Below are 18,421 nucleotides of genomic sequence, written 5' to 3'. Positions count from 1 at the left end.
CCTGTAATGTAAAAGTAAGTCTAAGTTACCTTTCTAAATCTCTCACTATATAGCCAAATAAGCTGGCCTCTCCAACAATATACACATAATCATTTTTGTTGTTCATTATTGTAGACTTATCGTCATACCACCTAAAATCATGAATCTTATTCGTTTTAGGGTCTTTGAAGTATAAACGAGTACAGCTATCTTCATACTCAGTGCCACACTCTTGTACATCGGTCAGGATGTATTCTTTATACCAATAGTCGCCTTGCGTGTAGTGAGCCCATAATTTAATAGGATCAGAGATAAAAACATAGAGTATTCCAAAGATTAATAAAGGGGATAATGGGTACATAAAAATGGATGCTAATTTTATTTTAGTATCTGAGAAATTGTATTTAAGTGATTCTCTATATTTACTGCAGCGTTTATATTTATTGAAAATAAGTATATTTAAATAGATAAATAGTGCACAACAGATAATAGGGAGGGTTATAAAGAAAACAACGTCGTATAGTTCATTTGAGATGAATGGTGGATCTGTAAAGTCCATTAAAATAGGAAGAGTGATGCATAATAAAATGGGGAGTATTATTGCTACAAGGAGCAAGTTGTCGTAAATCTTTTTCAATTTTTAATTCGTCCGTGAACTATAGCCTTTGTCTAGTTTACAGAATTTTTGTTATTTTAAAAATCAGAGAAATGTATTTATAGGCATTAAGTAACCCGAACTCAGGCTAAAAAAACTATCTCAAGCCGCTATTGAATTGACGCGAAAGTTTACTTTGTTTTCACTGTAGCAGCAGCTTAAAAACAAAAAAACCTTGTCACTTTCGTGGCAAGGTTTTTTTTATTAAAGAGTCGTTGCTTATTTAGCTGTGAAGCTTACAGGGCGACGTTCTTTACGAGGACCGCTGCGCTTATCACCGCGTGCGCCGTCATCTTTATTAAAGCTACGTTTCTTATCACCAGCTGGACGCTCAGAGCGTTCGCCACGTGGTTCAGCAGGACCTTGATCAGTTGTAATTGTTAAGCCCATAGGGCGTTTACAAATAAACACTTTTTGGAAGTGATCAAGTACATCTTTAGGCATGTTTTGCGGTAATTGAACCGTGCTGTGATTGTCGTGTAGACGAATATCACCAATAAACTTGCTTGAGATGTCAGCTTCGTTAGCGATAGCGCCAACAATATTTTTAACCTGAACACCATGTTCACGACCTACTTCGATACGGTAAGTATCCATAGGACCTGCATCACGGCTGTTACGTTCGCGAGGTTTACGCTCAGCGCGTTCACCACCACGTTCGCCGCCACGTTCGTTACGACGTCCACGGTCACCACGATCGTTGCGTGAATTGCGGTCGTTACGCTCGTTACGTTCACGAGGTTGAATCTTAACTTCTTCAACTTTAATTGGCGACTGTTGCTGTGCTAAACACAGTAACGCACCCGCTAAGCTTTCAAGAGGAAGATCAAGTTTTTCAGCCATGTTAGTAGCTACTTCATTGAAGAACGTGATGTCTTTGTTTTCAAGCGCAATAGTTAATTTTGCTTGTAACGCTTCGATACGTTTTTCTTCAACAATTTTTGCTGTAGGTAATTCAACTTGAGCAATTTCAGACTTCGTATGACGAATGATATTTTTAAGTAAATAACGTTCGTTATGTTTTACGAATAAGATTGCTTTACCAGTACGACCAGCACGACCTGTACGGCCGATACGGTGAACGTAGGCTTCAGAATCTTGTGGGATATCGTAGTTGATAACTAAGCTTAAACGGTCAACATCTAGACCACGTGCCGCTACATCTGTTGCAATAACAATGTTTAGCATGCCACTTTTTAAGCGATCTACAGTGCGTTCACGTGCTTGCTGGTTCATGTCACCGTTAAGTGGAGCAGCAGAGAAACCTTCGCGCTCTAATAACTCAGCAAGTTGTACTGTATCGTTACGCGTACGTACGAAAACAATAGCACCTTCATATTGCTCAGCTTCTAAGAAGCGAACAATTGCTTTATTTTTATGTACGCTTGCATTCCAAAACACTTGCTCAACAGATGATACTGTAGAGTTACGCGCAGAAATATGAACCTGTTCAGGATTGTTCATATACTTGCTGCTGATGTTTTGAATTTGCTTAGGCATAGTCGCAGAGAAAAGACATGTTTGCTTTTCGCGCGGTGTTTTTTCCATGATGCTTTCTACATCATCGATAAAGCCCATACGTAACATTTCATCGGCTTCATCAAGTACAAGTGCTTGTAGAGCATCAAACTTGATAGTGCCACGGTTAATGTGATCGATTAAACGACCTGGAGTTGCAACAATAACCTGAGCGCCACGACGAAGTGCGCTTAATTGGATACTGTAGCTTTGGCCACCATATAGTGCCAATACTTCAATACCACGAACATGTTTAGCATATTGTTCGAATGCCTCAGCAACTTGGATCGCAAGCTCACGTGTTGGTGTGAGTACAAGGATCTGTGGCTGTTTCACAGACGGGTCAATATTATTTAGTAATGGCAGTGCAAATGCTGCGGTTTTACCTGTACCCGTTTGAGCTAGTCCCAGTACGTCCTTTCTTTCTAGCAATAACGGTATACATTGAGCTTGGATTTCAGATGGTGTCTTGTAACCCAACTCTTCAACTGCCTTCAAAATTGCAGGAGAAAGATTTAGAGATTCAAACGTGACTGGTTCTGACATTAATACGCCTCAACGAATTTAAAGAGGCGCGCATTATATAGGATTCGCGAGGCAAATGCTTGTATAAATTGAAACTAATTTCTATGTGTTTGATGTTGGTCGAAATTTAACCAGTTTAATTTGGGGTTTATTAAACTGGTTAACATATTTAATACAACGCTTATTTGTACAAGCCTAGGTTTTCTTTTGCGTAAGCTTCAAATTCTGTAAATCCACCGATGTGATTTTGATCCACAAAAATTTGTGGAACGGTAGGGCAAGGTTTACCAGCTGACTTTTCAAGATCGGCCTTACTAATGCCTTCTTTAATTATATCGATGTAACGAAATTTAAAGTCATCACGTTCATTTGATAGTTGCTGCGCAACATCTTTTGCACGAACACAATATGGACAACCTTCACGGCCAAAAATTACAGTTAACATAGCTTTCTCCTCAATTTGATTAAAATCAGTTTAAATGATTGAAAAATTATTTAAAGCAAAAAAAATCGATTACACCATTCTAATAAAAACCATAAATCATATATTGCACAGCAATATGATTCGCAAAATGCGAATGAGAAACTAAAGCGTTGTCTGACTAATACTTAAGTATATGAATGCAAGTGTGTTTACAAGAATTAATTTGTGGCACATAACTTGATGATTAAGAGGTATACATTGGGTTAACGAGAATACTTTATGAATATTAATAGTCACGTGTTAGAAATTATCCAAGGGGTAATCGGTAAATATTGTGAAACCCAAAATCGAAATTTTTCAGTTACTTTAATTAATAAGTTGCAATGTAACTACGTTTGTTTGCAAATCCCTCTTGAGCAAATGATTGCGCAATGCGAGGAATTTCTGATTCCAGCGCTAGCATCTGTTAAGCAGAGCTTTTTACTTAACCTAGAAGCAAATATACAAGGGGTTAGTCTTCATTATCAGATTGATGATTCTGAGCAAGTAAGCACGCTGGATTTTCATGGGCTTTTAGCAACAAAAGAGTCTGTTAGTTTGGCACTAGATATTAGCCAAAATATAGACGTTCTAACTGATTGTGAGGCGTTATTTAAAAGTTGTTTAATAACATCGGATAATACCCATGAGCGCTTTGGCTTAAATTTTAAATTATTCAATAGCACTTTTAAGGAAACGGTACAGATTGAAGATTTACGTCACCTTAGTGGTGATGCGCTAACTGATAAACTAAATGGTGACAGCATAAATAGACACATAAAGTTATGCACTATTAGCGACATTAGTGAGCTGAGCCAAGAGAATAAACTATCTAAAAAAATATTAGGTTGGCCATTTTTTGATACTGACCTAATTACTATTTTAACAACATTTCATACGCAAACACGTTTATCTGTATTAGTGGCGGATGACAGCTTACCAAGCCAAATTGCAACAAAAGTGATGCTCGAAATGCTGGGCTGCTTAGTAACATGTGCAGAAAATGGCGCTAGTGCCTTAACGCTTGCTCAAAATGAACCATTTGATTTACTGCTCTTAGATGAGCGCATGCCAGGAATGTTTGGCAGTGACGTAGCACAGCAATTGGTGCGTCAAAATACCCCTAATAATGATACACCCAAAGTTATTTTAACGGGGCTAACAGGGGATGAGCAGATAGCTGAGTTATTTGAAAAAGGTATTACGCACTATTTACAAAAACCAGTGACCAAAGCAGTGCTAGAAAAGTTTATTAAACCTTGGCAATTAGCTTCTTAAATTGGTTAATAAGGTGGCAATGATGCATGACTTTTCTAAAACAGCGCTTATTTTGATTGGTTTTCAAAATGATTACTTTTCACCAAAAGGTATTTTGTATGACGTGGTTGAAGAGTCGTCAAGAATTACTGGCGTGGTAGAAAATACACTCTCTTTATTGGCCGCCTGTGCAGAGCAATTTGCGTTAGTTGTTAATACACCCATTCATTTTACACAAAACTACAGTGAGCTTAAAAATCCGATTGGCATATTAAAAGCTATTGCTGATGTGGGCGCATTTAAAGCAGGTTCGTACGGCGCTCAAACCATTGAGCAGCTAGATTTTTTTAGCAATGTTATAGAAGTGGTGCCTGGGAAAAGAGGTTTAAATGCTTTTACACATACTGCTCTAGCGCAAAAGCTCAAAGAACATGGTGTCACTAATGTAATTTTAGCCGGTACGGTGACTTCTATTTGTATTGACTCAACTGCGCGTACGGCTGTTGAACTTGGTTTTAACGTCACTATTTTAAGTGACTGCACATCGAGTCGCACTCCTTTTGAACAAACTTTTTACTGTGAAGAGGTTTTTCCTCTTTATGCGCGAGTTTGTGATAGTAAAACTTTTATTAAGCATTGGAGAGAGCATGGATAACAACGATGAACTACAAGTGCAAATCCAATATGCATTGGTCGAAAAGCTCTCCAATAGTAATCGACGTCAAGCAAAGCTATTAGCTATTTTAGATGAATGTATTTTTGAGTGTGATAAACATTTAAATCTTACCTATATTAACGAAGCATGGGAGAAGAAACTAGGTTACTCAAGCGATTCATTAATTGGTTCTAATATCACTAAGTTAATGAATTGCGATGATATTATGCATTTTGTTGCATACAGTTGTTGTTTGCTTGAAGGAAAGCAGACTCCTAGTGTAGAAATACAAATAAAAAATAGTCATGGACTCTTAAACTGGTTTGAGTTGAGGCTAGTTTATGATGAAAAAAGCGGTTTTATAGGTTCACTCTATGACATTCAACGCCATAAAGATTCTCAATTTTTACTAACGCAACAGCAAAAATATGTAAAGCGCTTATCGCTTGTTGCGAGTCATACAAATAACTTAGTAATAATTACAGATAAATTTGGCGTAATTGAGTGGGTTAACAATAGTTTTGAAGTACTTACAGGTTACACCTGTGATGAGGTTATAGGCACCAGTCCTGGTCATTTACTGCAAGGGCCAAAAACATGTGAAAAAAGCCGTAAGGTCATGTCTCATGCCGTAAAAAATGGACTTCCTTTTCAAGTTGAAACTACAAATTACGATAAAAACGGTAATATTTATTGGGTTGCTATTGATGCAAACCCAGTGCGAGATAATGAAGGCCAAGTAAAGCACTTTATCGCTATAGAAACTAATATTACGCAGCGAGTTAAAGCCGAACAAGCAATGGCAGAGATAGAATATAATTATCACTCTGTCGTTGATAATATCCCTGATATTGTTTTACGCCTTGATACATTTGGCAATCTATTATTTATAAATCAAGCATGGCAGCGAGTTCTACACAGCAAAGTAGATGAGAGCCTTGGCTTACCTATAATTAAGTTTATAGCAAAAGAAGATGTAGAAAAAATTAGTAGCACTTTACTTGATTATAAACAAGGTAAGCGTGATATACGTCGCTTTGATATACGTTTAATTAATGCACAAGGTATAAATAACTGGGTCGAAATTACACTTACTCCAATTGTTGGTGGCTACGAAAGTGATTTATCATCAATTGCTGCGACACTTGTGGATATACAAGAGCGTATTGAAAGCGAGCAAATATTACTTGAAGCTAAACATCAGGCAGAAACCCTAGCGGAGTCAAAAAGCCGATTCATGGCAAATATTAGCCATGAAATTCGCACGCCATTAAATGCTGTGATTGGATCTGCAGATATTTTGCATCATACCGGTTTAACTTCTGAACAAATGCGCTATACACAAATGATTAAAACAAGTTCTGACGCGCTATTAAGTGTATTGGACGATGTATTAACGTACTCACGTTTTGAAGCACAAGCCATAACACTCAATAATCAGCCATTTAGTATTGATACGTGTATTGAAGAAGCAATAGATATAATTTCCCAAAGTGCTTTACAAAAAGGGCTTGAGGTTATTTTTGATTTTTATCCTGATGTACCAGCTCAAGTAATTGGTGATCATGCCCGTATAAGACAAATAGTCATAAATTTATTAGCCAATGCGATTAAGTTCACTCAACATGGTGTAATAACGGTTACTGTTAAGTGCACTCATATTGAAGGTAATAATTTAAACTTTTATATATCTGTAAAAGACACGGGTATGGGAATTGCAAAAAATAAAATTGACAGTATGTTTATGCCTTTTATTCAATCCGATAATTCAATTACTCGAAAGCATGGTGGCAGTGGCTTAGGGCTTGCGATATGTAGGCAAATTTGTGATGTGGTAGGTGGAGATATTTCGGTTAGTTCTGAGTTTAATAAAGGAAGCGAGTTTATAGTTAATTACCCGCTGCAAATAGACACAACTGACTCAATTTTAAGAGAAGGGTTTGCAGCACGAAGTAAAAAGCCAAAAGTATGGATAGTAGGAAGTCACGAAATTCTAAAAACAGCCTTGGAGCATACGCTCACTCGGTTTTCTATCACTTTTGAACACTACGAAGTATGCCCAGATATACCCAAGTACGATAGTTTTCCTGATGCAATTGTACTAACTGATCCTCAAATGTTAGCCCAAACACGCGAGCGTATAAATACATACAACTCCCTTAATTCACCGTGTTTACTCATCCTAGATTTGCTAGGTAAAAGCTTATTACCGCAAAATATTAACGACAGAGAGCTCAGGTTAAATGGCCCTTATAAAGTATCCCATGTACTACGGGCAATTAGTTTATTAGAAGAGCAGTTGTTTCATTTGGATATTATATTTACCAATCGTGAGCAAAAAGAAACTTTAGAAAGCCCCTTAGGGTTAACTCAGTTAAGCGGAACCAATGTATTGGTTGCTGAAGATAATACGAATAATCAAGTTGTAATTCGGCAGTTTTTAGAACAAAAAGGTTGCCGTGTGCATATTGTTAGTGATGGTCAAGAGGCAATAATAAAGGCGCAAAGCGGTGAAATTGATATTATTTTTATGGATATCCAAATGCCAATACTCGATGGGATTTCTGCAACTAAAGCAATCAGAAAGTTAGGTATAACCACTCCTATAATAGCACTCACTGCAAATGCGATTCATGGTGATAAAGAGCGATTTATAGACGCGGGGATGAATGACTATTTAGCTAAGCCAATTGTAAGTGAGACACTTTATTTATTACTTGATAAATATGCCCCAGAGCAGGTTATTGAATCTAAACATTTAAAGCTCTCTCGTTTAGCGCAAGTGTGGGAAAAGCTGAGTTGAGCAATGAAGGCTAGGGTTTGTTAAACGTTTAGGGTTAAATTTGTAGCAGTGTGGTTATTTTCCATAAATGGGCGATAACGTAGCATTAATGCCAAACAGGCGCTGCCCAAAGGGATCTTCCTAGGGGCTATTTACTCTTTGTTGCCAACATGGTTGTAGTTAAGGGGCGTGAGCAGGACGCAGAAGCTTTGCTCGGTTTTACATCGATGTAAGTCAGTAGGGTAACGCAGGAGCTGTTACAGAGCCCGCTGGGTTATAAACCTCGCGCCGGGATTAAACCGCCTGTAGTTTGAACGAATTTTATTCCGCAAAGATCAACAGACAATATAAAAAGTGAGTTTGTGTTGCATAAAACTTGATAAACGGAGAAATTAACCTAGTATTTTAGGAGTAAGTTAAATTTATTTTTTAGTAATTAACGAGTGTTTTTAGTGTGTTTTTTTAATTTGATTCGCAAATTGCAATTCAAAATAAAAATAAAATGTTATGAACTTTATTTAAATACTCAATCATACCTTTAATTTATTTTAACGACATGATTTTGTAAGGTTTTTACTTTTTTGTAAAGTTGTTATCTGGTTGGCACGACTTTCGCAATATATTAAATATCAAATCAAGACGAATTTAGTTAAATTTTTAAGGGGTGCAATATGCAAACAAACACAAAAGCCAAACAACAGCCTAAAGGTAACAATTGGGTACTAACACCTGAAATTATGGTTTTGTCAATTTTGCTTGTTGCCACTTTAGTAATAGGTATAACAGTTTTACGAGGTAGCGATTCGATTGAACCGTTGGCAGATATTCAGCCAATTACTTTTACACAGGCTGATGTTGAAAACGCGCAGTTGATGAGTAATACGTTTGACTCGCAAAATACCAACTATGCACAACATGTAACAGCTTCTAAAAACGAAAATAACGACACTCTTTCAAACTAGAGACTTTTGCGCAGGTAACTATTTATAGTTGCCTGCGTTTTTTTATGTTCCTACCACCAATTTAATTTTTTATCCCTCCCCATAAAATTATTTATTTTCTCTTAAATTTAGATGGTGCTTAACCTAAACAGGGTTTTATCAAAGCTTTCTCTTTTCTCATATACAATTGCTAATATTAGCTTTGGTCAGTATCTATTAACTGGCTTATCTGTGTTTTATAAGCTCGATTAAGCGCTCACTTGCCAATTTAGCTGCATTGCAAACTGAATTGCAAAATGCGAATGAAATGGGAGAAGTAAATCCATTTAATCTTCTAATTTAACTACCTGAATATATTGGTTTTTATTTCTGTTTTTTGTATTTAAAATGGCCTGTAAATTGCTCTTTATATAATAAGTCACTAAGAGTGAAACCGGAGCAAAATCATGAGTGCGTTTAAATACCTAGAATCGGAAAAACCAGTCAATCTAGCAAGATGGCATGAGTTAGAGAGAATCATGTCTGATTCAATGCAAAATAATTATTTTAAAATGGTTTATCAACCGCTTTTATCATTGGGATCTGGAAAGCTGGTCGGCTTTGAGTCGCTAGTAAGGTGCCAATCACCGCGCTTTGGCATTGTTGGCCCTGATGAGTTTATCCCTCATGTAGAGCAATCGGGAATGATTTTAGAATTAGGTGACTGGATTTTTGAGCAATGCTTGTCTGATTTAAAGCATATGCGGCAGTTTGGTATGACAGATATTGCTGTTTCATTAAATATTTCACCGTTACAAATCTTAGATGGTGATGTGTTTTCAAAAGTAATGTCTTTGCTAGAAAAGCACCAAATACCACCACAGGCTATTAAAGTCGAATTAACGGAAACAGCGCTCATTCATAGTCCTGATAAAATAGCTAAGGCGTTTGAAAACTTCCATAAAGAAGGCGTAAAGGTGTGGATTGATGATTTTGGCACTGGGTATGCCTCTTTAGGTTTACTTCGTCAATTTGATATTGATGGTTTAAAAATTGATCGCAGTTTTGTAAGTGGTATTGCAACTAATAATGAAGACTTTACGTTATGTAGCGCAATTATTGCGATGGCTCAACGATTGGGTTTACAAACGGTAGCAGAGGGTATTGAAGAGAATGAGCAATTACAAATATTAGAACAACTTGGTTGCGATATAGCTCAGGGGTACCTGCTAGATAAGCCGCAAACGTTAACTAAAAGTATTGATACTTGGACTTTGTAAATGTTTATATTCATTTTGATTTGCAAAATGCAAAAAACAAATTACTCTTAAACTACAACTCTTACATTTGATTAGTGTAAGAAGTTTTAACTTACACAAAGGTTATCTATGCCCATATCAGAGCAGTTTGTCGATAAAAGTATTACCGAGCTAAATGTATTAACTCAACTCGAAAAGGATGTTGGGACAACCGTGTTAGCTCGTTTAATTAAATTATTTATTGATGAATTAGTTACTATGGCTAACCAATTAGATACGGCAATTAGTAGTGAAGATACTATAAAAATTAAAGAAGTAATGCATGTCTTAAAAAATTCAGCAGCTTTATACGGTGCATCTGCTTTAGCCGCGTTAGCAACACAATTACACGATTCGCCACCGTCAACTACACAAGAAAACTTGCACGCAGCACTTGTTATTAAACACAACTTGGATAAAACCCGAGATGCGTATCAAATAATGAGTAATAGTATAGCTATTTAGGAGAAAGCTGTGTCAGATATAATTGATAAAGGTCTTGTTTATATTGTTGAAGATAGCATTGCCAGTGGTGCTTTATATGCAAGTCAGCTTGAGCAGGCTGGTTTCCAATGCAAACACTTTACAGATGGGTACTCTGCTTTAGTCGGTATTAAAGAAAAAATGCCAGCGGTCATAGTACAAGACGTATGCTTGCCAGATATAAGTGGGCTTGAGGTATTACAATTTGTAAATAAGCAGAAAGATCCTGCTAATGTAGTCATGATCACCTCAAACAGCTCTATTGATATTGCAGTGGAAGCAATGCGTTTAGGCGGTTTTGATTTTTTAGAAAAACCTTTCACAAGTCAACGACTCATTAGTTCTGTAGAAAGTGCCTTGACGCCAAAAGAGCAAGTTAAAGTTCAACCATTGGTTAAAAACAGGGATAAAAATCAAGATTTTGTTGGTGAATCTCTGGCAATGAAAACCGTTTTTAGATTACTTGATAGTGCAGCTAGAAGCAAAGCGTGTGTATTTATCACAGGTGAAAGTGGAACCGGTAAAGAAGTTTGCGCACAAACCCTTCATGATACAAGCCCGAGAAATACAGGACCATTTATTGCCATAAACTGTGCAGCTATTCCTGCTGAGCTATTTGAATCAGAATTTTTTGGTCATGTTAAAGGTGCGTTTAGTGGGGCATTAAGCGATCGAAAAGGGGCTGTTGAAGTGGCCAACGGCGGTACCTTATTTTTAGATGAATTATGTGAAATGGAACTTAACTTACAAGCAAAGTTATTACGCTTTTTACAAACAGGCATTTTTAGTAAGGTGGGTAGTAGTGAAGTATTACACAGCGATGTTCGTTTAGTCTGTGCAACAAACAGAAACCCAATCATAGAGGTTGCAGAAGGGCGTTTTAGAGAAGATTTATATTACCGTTTAAATGTTATCCCCGTAAAGCTCCCCCCTTTAAGAGAACGCGGAGGCGATATATTACTGCTTGCTGAGTATATTTTGAAACAAAAAAGCGATAGTAATGCAAAGCATTTCACTGGTTTTTCTGATGAAGTTAAGGCGCTTTTTTGTAATTACGATTGGCCAGGAAATATTCGCGAACTACAAAATGTAATTGAAAACACCGTTGTTATTAATGATGGCGATGTAATTGAAAAAGACATGCTACCAAGCTCATTTGGATTAGGCGCTGTGAAGCACTCGATATCCGCTAAGTCAGTTCACAATACAAACGAGCAGAGTGTTCAATTATCGCCTATGTCTGTTCATGATATAGAACCTTTGTGGCAAGTTGAAAAAAGGGCGATTGAAAATGCGATTAAAAGCTGTGAAGACAATATTCCTCTTGCTGCTGCTTATCTAGGGGTTAGTGCATCTACCATTTATAGAAAAATAAAGGGATGGTCTTAAAGTTATAATCGATTTTTAATTACACTTTTCAGATTGAATTAATAAAAGTTACCCTAAGCTCTATGGGTAAGAGCAAATTAACTTTTAATCTGAAACAGTAAAAGGAGATCGCAATGAGCAACACGAGTTTAAAACCTGCGGATATTATGCCATCACTAGTAGTGAGTGATGTTGATGAGAACAAGGTAGATTTAGTTGATAGAGTAAGTGACTCTCCTTGGAAAATGATTGTTGTTTATCGAGGCCAGCACTGCCCTAAATGTACTGCGCAACTTAACGAGCTTGCTAAAGTTCATAAAGACTTTAAAGATGCTGGTATTGAAGTGGTTGCGGTAAGTGGTGATAGCCATGAGCAGCTTGATAAACATCTTGAAAAAATAGATATTAACTTCCCAATTTACTATGGTTTAACAATCGAACAAATGACCGATTTAGGGCTACATATCAGCGAGCCTCGCAGTGATGCAGAAACTGATCATCCATTTGCTGAGCCAGGCATTTTTGTACTTAATCAAAAAAATCAGCTTCAAATGGTCGATATATCAAACAGCCCATTTGTTCGTCCTGATTTAGAGCAACTGCTAGGTGGAATTAAGTTTTCTAGAGAAAACGACTATCCAATCCGAGGCACATTTATTAAATAACATTCATTTTCATGGTTTCAAAAGGCACTTTTTAGTGCCTTTTTTATTTATTTTTAATTTTTTAAAATTAATCTCTTGAAAACAATTTTACCGTCCATATATAGTTTAGTAGGACGCCTGATGGGTCCTAAATTAAACTTAAATAATTGAAATTTATATTATTAATTAAACTTTGCTTGAGCTTGTTCAATAGAAAAGCACATGCAAAATATCGCTTAAATATGAGGATATTATTATGCGTACAGTAGATTTATCACCACTTTATCGTTCATTTATCGGCTTCGAACATTTAGCATCACTTATGGATGCGGCAGCTAATACAGATAAGCAGCCAAGTTTTCCTCCTTACAACATAGAAGCACTCGATAAAGACAAATACAGAATCACTATGGCCGTTGCCGGTTTTAGCGATAACGAATTAACCATTGAGTCAGAAAATAACACATTAAAAGTTACAGGTACTAAAGCAAATAAAGATGAAAACGCAGAGCGTAAATTTATTCATCAAGGTATTGCTGAGCGTAACTTTGAACGTAAATTCCAGTTAGGAGATCACGTAAAAGTACTCGGCGCAGATTTAGCCAATGGCTTACTAAGTATTGACTTAGAACGTGAAATCCCTGAAGCGCTAAAACCACGCAAAATTGAAATTGGTAATAGCAATCTAATAGAAGGTAAATAATCTTCTAAAGTACATATTTCCCTGATTACTTAGCCGCCTCATTCGAGGCGGCTTTTTTGTTTACAGCGCTTCTAAATTATTAAGGTAGTAGGTTGCTTGTTGCAGCGTTTGTTCTTGGAGTGTTTTTTCTTGTTTATCCCAGTTTTTATATACCATACCAATACGTGGGTTCTTTTCTAGTCTGTCTCTGTGTTTATTCATGAAATGCCAGTACAGGCTATTTAGCGGGCAAGCTTTATCACCTACTTTTTGTTTAACATCGTACTGACAGCTTTTGCAGTAATCGCTCATCTTATTAATGTAGTTACCGCTTGCAGCATAAGGTTTAGTCGCAATTATTCCATCATCGGCAAACTGGCTCATTCCTCGGGTGTTGGGCATCTCTACCCACTCTATGGCATCGATATAAACACCTAGGTACCAGTTATCTACGTCATCAGGGTTTATTCCTGTAAGCATGCAAAAGTTTCCAATAACCATTAGGCGTTGAATATGGTGGGCATAAGCGGTTTCAAGGCTTTGTTTTAATGAGTGGCTTAGGCAATTCATTTTTGTTGAGCTGTTCCAAAAATAAGATGGTAGTGTGTTTTTGGCTTGTAATTGATTTTTAACAGCGTAGTCGGGCATGTTAATCCAATAAATGGCACGTACATATTCTCTCCAACCTAATATTTGCCTAGTAAAGCCCTCTACTTGCGAGGGGGATATTTCACTTGGTCTTTGTTCGTATTCTCTTATTACACGTTTGATTACATATAACGGGTGGAGTATTTTTGCGTTTAGGGCAAACGATAATCGGCTATGGTACAAGCTGGTATTATTTTTACTTTGATCTGTCATCGCATCTTGAAAGTGACCAAAGCAACTAAGTAAATGCTCGCAAAAGTATTCTAGAGATTCAATAGCTTGTTTACGCGTTGTTGGCCACTCTAGTCTCTGATCGGCTATTTCGCCAAAGTAAACGATCTTGTGCTTATTTAAGCGAGAAATGATGCTCTTGACATTATTATTGAATAGCTTAGGTTTTGGTATACACGCTAAGTCAGCTTTGGAAAATTTATTACGATTATTACTGTCAAAATTCCATTTGCCACCGGTTGGCTTAGTATCATCAACTAATATATTAAACTGCTTACGCATAGCACGATAGAAGTGCTCCATTGTCACATGCTTGTTTTTTGTAAAGCGTGTTTTTATATCGGTGAACGGTAATAAAAAATGTTCAGTATCTGTGGCAATTACATCAAATGAGCCATCACTTTTAAACTTAGCTAATTGAGACTTAAGCCTAAACTCATCAGGATATTGATATTCAATAGTTTCGCATTGGTATTTATCGGCAATTCGCTTAAGTAATTCAATTAAGTCTTTGTCGTCAGAGGTATCGTCAAGTGTCAAATGCAAAACATTAAAACCTGCCGTTTTTAATGCAGTTGCAAAGTTTTCCATAGCATTAAAAAAAGCACACAGTTTTTGAATGTGATGCTTAACGTAGTCGGTTTCTTGTTTTAATTCTGCGATGAGATAAAGCGTGTCGTCGTCTTTTTGTTTATACCATGAATGAGATGGGTTTAGCTGATCGCCTAGTATTAATCTAAGTGTTTTATGATGGGTCATAGTAAAGCCAAATTTTTTTATACGGGCATAGTTAATTAAACGATCGTTTTAATATTTTACAACAAGCAAATAGGAGTAATTAAGTGCATAAAGACAATAGTTTGCTGTTTTTAATGCTGGGGATTAGTTGTTTCTTGAGTTTAATAATAGATTAGTAAAACGAATAGAGGCGGTAAATAACGCAACACATTGTGCTGTTAGCAATAGGGCAAAAAAGTTTAACCGCATATCAAGGCGTTCCTGATTAAGGGGAGATTAAGTAAATTAAGTCTCCCCCCCAATTGAATATCTAAATTTTATTACTTTGCTTTTGCTGCATTCTTTGTTGTAACGAAACCACATTGGTAACGTTGAAAAGAACATTGCTTGCAAAGCTTTCAAAGTACCTAAGCGCTTCTTTCCAAGCGAGCTGACTCTCAGTAGTAAAATGTTTACCAAGGTGCTCTTCAAGGGTTTCGTAAAAAGCGTTAGATAAAAGGGCAATGTCACTGTGTGAAGCGCCGCTTTTTTTTAGATACATTAAATGGTGAGCTAAAAAAGGAGCTACCGATGCTGGTTTATCTAAATGCTTAACAATTCGTTCTAATACGCAAAAGAGGGTAAAGCTCTTTTCGTTAAACTGTAAGGCCGTCGGGTAATTCATCTCAATACTAGATTGGGCTAATTTACTATGAAATTTAGCCGTAAACGCATGAAAGTTAGGCTTAATAATTGTTAAGTTATTTAATAATGCTGATTGTTGTTGATTCATTTTTATCTCGTTGCAGTGAGTAATAACTATTATTATCAAGTAGGAATAATGTTGATTATAGCGGGCAGTTCAAATTCTGCACGTTTTTTAGTGTGAAAGTATGGCTTTTTGTTATATCTATTTACTTTCTGGTAATTAGTGAGCCTTTAAAACGTATTTTAAGAGTTATTAAACTTCAGTTTATCTGATTTTTTTCCTGAAATAATAAGCTACTACATTTTATGACTCATGTATGGGCATTTTATAAAGTTGGCTGATTACTTATGTTACTTACATATACATTAAATTAGCATCTTGACGAATTGCAAATTTTATAAACTAATTGCGTATTATAGTTGCTAATTATCCTGTACATCCTTATAATAGCGGCCATTGTTTAGCGTGTTGTATAACAGCTAACAGCGATATTAAATTTAAGGTTTGATATCTATTGGCGCGGGATGGAGCAGTCTGGTAGCTCGTCGGGCTCATAACCCGAAGGTCGTCGGTTCAAATCCGGCTCCCGCAACCAATTCTACTAGTAGGTATTACCTTACTAATTTATATCGCGCATTCTAAGTAATGCGCGTTTTGCGTTTTAGGCTATGTAGTTTAATTAGGTCAGTTTACTGACTCGCAACCAAGCTTGGCCCTCGGCCACACAGTTTTATGCTTTATTGGTGTGACGCCCCGCTTGGTTCGGGGCGTTGTTGTATCTGCACCTTACGATTTGTGGCAATTGCTATCAAATTAAAATTTAAACTCAGTATTTTAGGGCTATAAGCCCTTTTTTTGTTTGTATGGAGGATTTTCGTGACAAAACTTGAACAAGATTTAGTAACCATGTTAACGCCTGCGGTAGAAATGTTAGGCTTTGAGTTGCATGGTCTTGAATTTGTACAAGCGGGTCGCCATTCTACCTTAAGAGTATATATTGCTCATGAGGATGGGATCTCAGTTGATAACTGTGCGGATGCCAGTCGCCAAATTAGTGCGATTTTAGACGTCGAAGACCCAATTACAAATGAATATGATTTGGAAGTATCGTCTCCTGGTGTTGATCGTCTATTATTCAAACAAGATCACTACGAGCAGGCGCAAGGAGAGGAAGTACGCGTGCGTACTAAACTTCCACAGGATGGTCGTCGTAATTTTAAAGGCGACTTAGTAGCAGTTAGCAGCGATATGATCACACTATCTAGCGATGGTGCAGAGCATCTGATCATGCTTAGTAACATCGAACGTGCGAATTTAATCGCGAAGTTTTAAATTCGAGTGCGAAGGAATAGGGCAAGCGAGGCATTACCCATGGCAAAAGAGATATTATTGGTTGCTGAAGCCGTTTCCAATGAGAAAGCGGTTCCAAAAGAAAAGATTTTTGAAGCTCTAGAGTTCGCTCTAGCGACAGCGACAAAGAAAAAACACGATGGCGAAATTGAAGTACGTGTAGCAATTGACCGTAAAACCGGTGATTACGATACGTTCCGTCGCTGGCAAATTGCCGCTGTATTAGAAGATGGTTCTTTAGAGAACCCATACAGCGAAATCACTCTAGAAGCAGCACAGGTTGAAGAACCTGATTTGCAAATGGGTGATTATGTTGAAGAGCAAATTGACTCAATCAAATTTGACCGTATTACAACACAAATGGCTAAGCAAGTTATCGTACAAAAAGTACGTGAAGCTGAGCGCGCTTTAGTTGTTGAAGCATACAAAGATCAAGAAGGCGAGCTGGTAACGGGTGTTGTTAAAAAAGCAACTCGCGATGCAATCGTACTTGATTTAGGTAACAACGCAGAAGCGGTAATTTACCGTGATGACATGTTGCCACGTGAAAACTTCCGCCCGGGTGATCGAATCCGTGGTCTTTTATATGAAGTTAAACCTGAAGCACGCGGTGCACAATTATTTGTAACGCGCTCTAAACCTGAAATGCTAATGGAATTATTCCGCATTGAGGTGCCAGAAATTGGCGAAGAGATGATTGAGTTACGTGCAGCTGCACGTGATCCAGGTTCACGCGCTAAAATTGCTGTTAAATCTAACGACAAACGCATTGATCCAATTGGTGCATGTGTTGGTATGCGTGGCGCACGAGTTCAAGCTGTATCGTCTGAGCTTGGTGGTGAGCGTGTTGATATCGTACTTTACGATGACAACCCAGCACAATTTGTTATCAATGCAATGGCGCCAGCAGAAGTTGCTTCAATCGTAATGGATGAAGACACTCACTCAATGGATATCGCTGTAGAAGCCGATAACCTAGCACAAGCAATTGGTCGTAATGGTCAGAATGTTCGTTTAGCAAGCCAATTAACTGGCTGGGAACTGAACGTAATGACTGTTGAAGACATGCGTACTAAAAATGAAGCTGAATCTGATAAGTTACTTAACTTATTCACTGAAAATTTAGATATAGATGATGAGTTTGCATCATTACTTATTAACGAAGGTTTCTCGACACTTGAAGAAGTGGCGTATGTACCTGCGTCTGAATTTTTAGAAATTGATGGTCTTGATGAAGATACTGTAGATTTATTGCGTTCACGCGCAAAAGATGCATTGACAACTAAAGCACTTAAAACGGAAGAAAGCTTAGATGGCGCAGAGCCTGCTGAAGACTTACTTGCGCTTGAAGGCTTAGAGCGTCACTTAGCATTTGTTATGGCAAGCAAAGGTGTTGTTACACTTGAAGACTTGGCAGAGCAAGGTATTGACGAATTAGTTGATATCACAGAACTTTCATCTGAAAAAGCGGGTGAACTGATTATGGCTGCACGAAACATTTGTTGGTTTGCAGACGAGTAATTTATTAACGGAGGTA

Annotated in this window: 16 protein-coding genes and 1 tRNA gene; 12 read left to right on the top strand and 5 right to left on the bottom strand. The window is 37.3% G+C overall.

Annotated features, from left to right (window positions below):
- Positions 1–25: 25 nt before the first annotated feature.
- The 3 genes from AC5NT5_RS11675 to AC5NT5_RS11665 all read right to left on the bottom strand — a co-directional run bounded on the left by AC5NT5_RS11675 (position 26) and on the right by AC5NT5_RS11665 (position 3,122).
- Positions 26–616 (bottom strand): hypothetical protein, encoded by a 591-nt coding sequence (locus tag AC5NT5_RS11675; protein ID WP_494514067.1) that lies wholly within the window; start codon positions 614–616, stop codon positions 26–28.
- 237 nt (positions 617–853) lie between these two features.
- The gene (locus AC5NT5_RS11670) at positions 854–2,698 is read right to left on the bottom strand and encodes a DEAD/DEAH box helicase (protein ID WP_024606656.1); all 1,845 of its coding nucleotides are present in this window, start codon (positions 2,696–2,698) and stop codon (positions 854–856) included.
- 160 nt (positions 2,699–2,858) lie between these two features.
- The gene (locus tag AC5NT5_RS11665; protein ID WP_024605333.1) at positions 2,859–3,122 is read right to left on the bottom strand and encodes a GrxA family glutaredoxin; all 264 of its coding nucleotides are present in this window, start codon (positions 3,120–3,122) and stop codon (positions 2,859–2,861) included.
- Between the two features lie 258 nt (positions 3,123–3,380).
- Here AC5NT5_RS11665 and AC5NT5_RS11660 point away from each other — a divergent pair, with 258 nt between their 5' ends.
- The 9 genes from AC5NT5_RS11660 to AC5NT5_RS11620 all read left to right on the top strand — a co-directional run bounded on the left by AC5NT5_RS11660 (position 3,381) and on the right by AC5NT5_RS11620 (position 13,250).
- Positions 3,381–4,418: a response regulator gene (locus AC5NT5_RS11660; protein ID WP_223231600.1), complete on the top strand. Its 1,038-nt coding sequence runs from the start codon at positions 3,381–3,383 to the stop codon at positions 4,416–4,418.
- 22 nt (positions 4,419–4,440) lie between these two features.
- Positions 4,441–5,052, top strand: coding sequence for a cysteine hydrolase family protein (locus AC5NT5_RS11655; protein WP_182682043.1), 612 nt, complete (start codon positions 4,441–4,443; stop codon positions 5,050–5,052).
- Positions 5,045–7,855 (top strand): PAS domain S-box protein, encoded by a 2,811-nt coding sequence (locus tag AC5NT5_RS11650; RefSeq protein ID WP_494514068.1) that lies wholly within the window; start codon positions 5,045–5,047, stop codon positions 7,853–7,855. Before AC5NT5_RS11655 ends, AC5NT5_RS11650 begins: the two co-directional genes overlap by 8 nt.
- 650 nt (positions 7,856–8,505) lie before the next feature.
- Entirely contained in the window at positions 8,506–8,796 is a 291-nt protein-coding gene (locus AC5NT5_RS11645; RefSeq protein WP_182695800.1) for a hypothetical protein, read from the top strand.
- A 497-nt stretch (positions 8,797–9,293) separates the two neighbouring features.
- Entirely contained in the window at positions 9,294–10,034 is a 741-nt protein-coding gene (locus AC5NT5_RS11640; RefSeq protein WP_494514069.1) for a putative bifunctional diguanylate cyclase/phosphodiesterase, read from the top strand.
- Between the two features lie 108 nt (positions 10,035–10,142).
- Positions 10,143–10,517: an Hpt domain-containing protein gene (locus AC5NT5_RS11635; protein ID WP_039489282.1), complete on the top strand. Its 375-nt coding sequence runs from the start codon at positions 10,143–10,145 to the stop codon at positions 10,515–10,517.
- A gap of 9 nt (positions 10,518–10,526) precedes the next feature.
- The gene (locus AC5NT5_RS11630; protein ID WP_494514070.1) at positions 10,527–11,924 is read left to right on the top strand and encodes a sigma-54-dependent transcriptional regulator; all 1,398 of its coding nucleotides are present in this window, start codon (positions 10,527–10,529) and stop codon (positions 11,922–11,924) included.
- A 113-nt stretch (positions 11,925–12,037) separates the two neighbouring features.
- Positions 12,038–12,568 carry a peroxiredoxin-like family protein gene (locus AC5NT5_RS11625; RefSeq protein WP_494514071.1) on the top strand — a complete coding sequence of 177 codons (531 nt, stop codon included), beginning with the start codon at positions 12,038–12,040 and terminating at the stop codon, positions 12,566–12,568.
- A gap of 235 nt (positions 12,569–12,803) precedes the next feature.
- The gene (locus AC5NT5_RS11620) at positions 12,804–13,250 is read left to right on the top strand and encodes an Hsp20 family protein (RefSeq protein WP_024595972.1); all 447 of its coding nucleotides are present in this window, start codon (positions 12,804–12,806) and stop codon (positions 13,248–13,250) included.
- Positions 13,251–13,310: 60 nt separating this feature from the next.
- Here the strand turns inward: AC5NT5_RS11620 and AC5NT5_RS11615 are convergent, their stop codons facing one another.
- Together AC5NT5_RS11615 and AC5NT5_RS11610 are read right to left on the bottom strand one after the other, a co-directional pair.
- Positions 13,311–14,867 (bottom strand): cryptochrome/photolyase family protein, encoded by a 1,557-nt coding sequence (locus AC5NT5_RS11615; protein WP_494514072.1) that lies wholly within the window; start codon positions 14,865–14,867, stop codon positions 13,311–13,313.
- A gap of 289 nt (positions 14,868–15,156) precedes the next feature.
- Positions 15,157–15,618 (bottom strand): globin domain-containing protein, encoded by a 462-nt coding sequence (locus tag AC5NT5_RS11610; RefSeq protein WP_494514073.1) that lies wholly within the window; start codon positions 15,616–15,618, stop codon positions 15,157–15,159.
- Between the two features lie 434 nt (positions 15,619–16,052).
- Here AC5NT5_RS11610 and AC5NT5_RS11605 point away from each other — a divergent pair.
- From AC5NT5_RS11605 to nusA, 3 genes are all read left to right on the top strand, one after another.
- Positions 16,053–16,129 (top strand) — tRNA-Met (locus AC5NT5_RS11605).
- A gap of 281 nt (positions 16,130–16,410) precedes the next feature.
- On the top strand, positions 16,411–16,866 hold the full coding sequence (rimP, locus tag AC5NT5_RS11600; RefSeq protein ID WP_002958482.1) for a ribosome maturation factor RimP: 456 nt from the start codon (positions 16,411–16,413) through the stop codon (positions 16,864–16,866).
- A gap of 39 nt (positions 16,867–16,905) precedes the next feature.
- On the top strand, positions 16,906–18,405 hold the full coding sequence (nusA, locus tag AC5NT5_RS11595) for a transcription termination factor NusA (protein ID WP_182671311.1): 1,500 nt from the start codon (positions 16,906–16,908) through the stop codon (positions 18,403–18,405).
- Positions 18,406–18,421: the final 16 nt, after the last annotated feature.

The organism is Pseudoalteromonas sp. J2K-J599, assembly GCF_059295115.2.
Note: the sequence above shows the minus strand (reverse complement) of the source record. Positions and strands in the feature narration are given on the sequence as shown.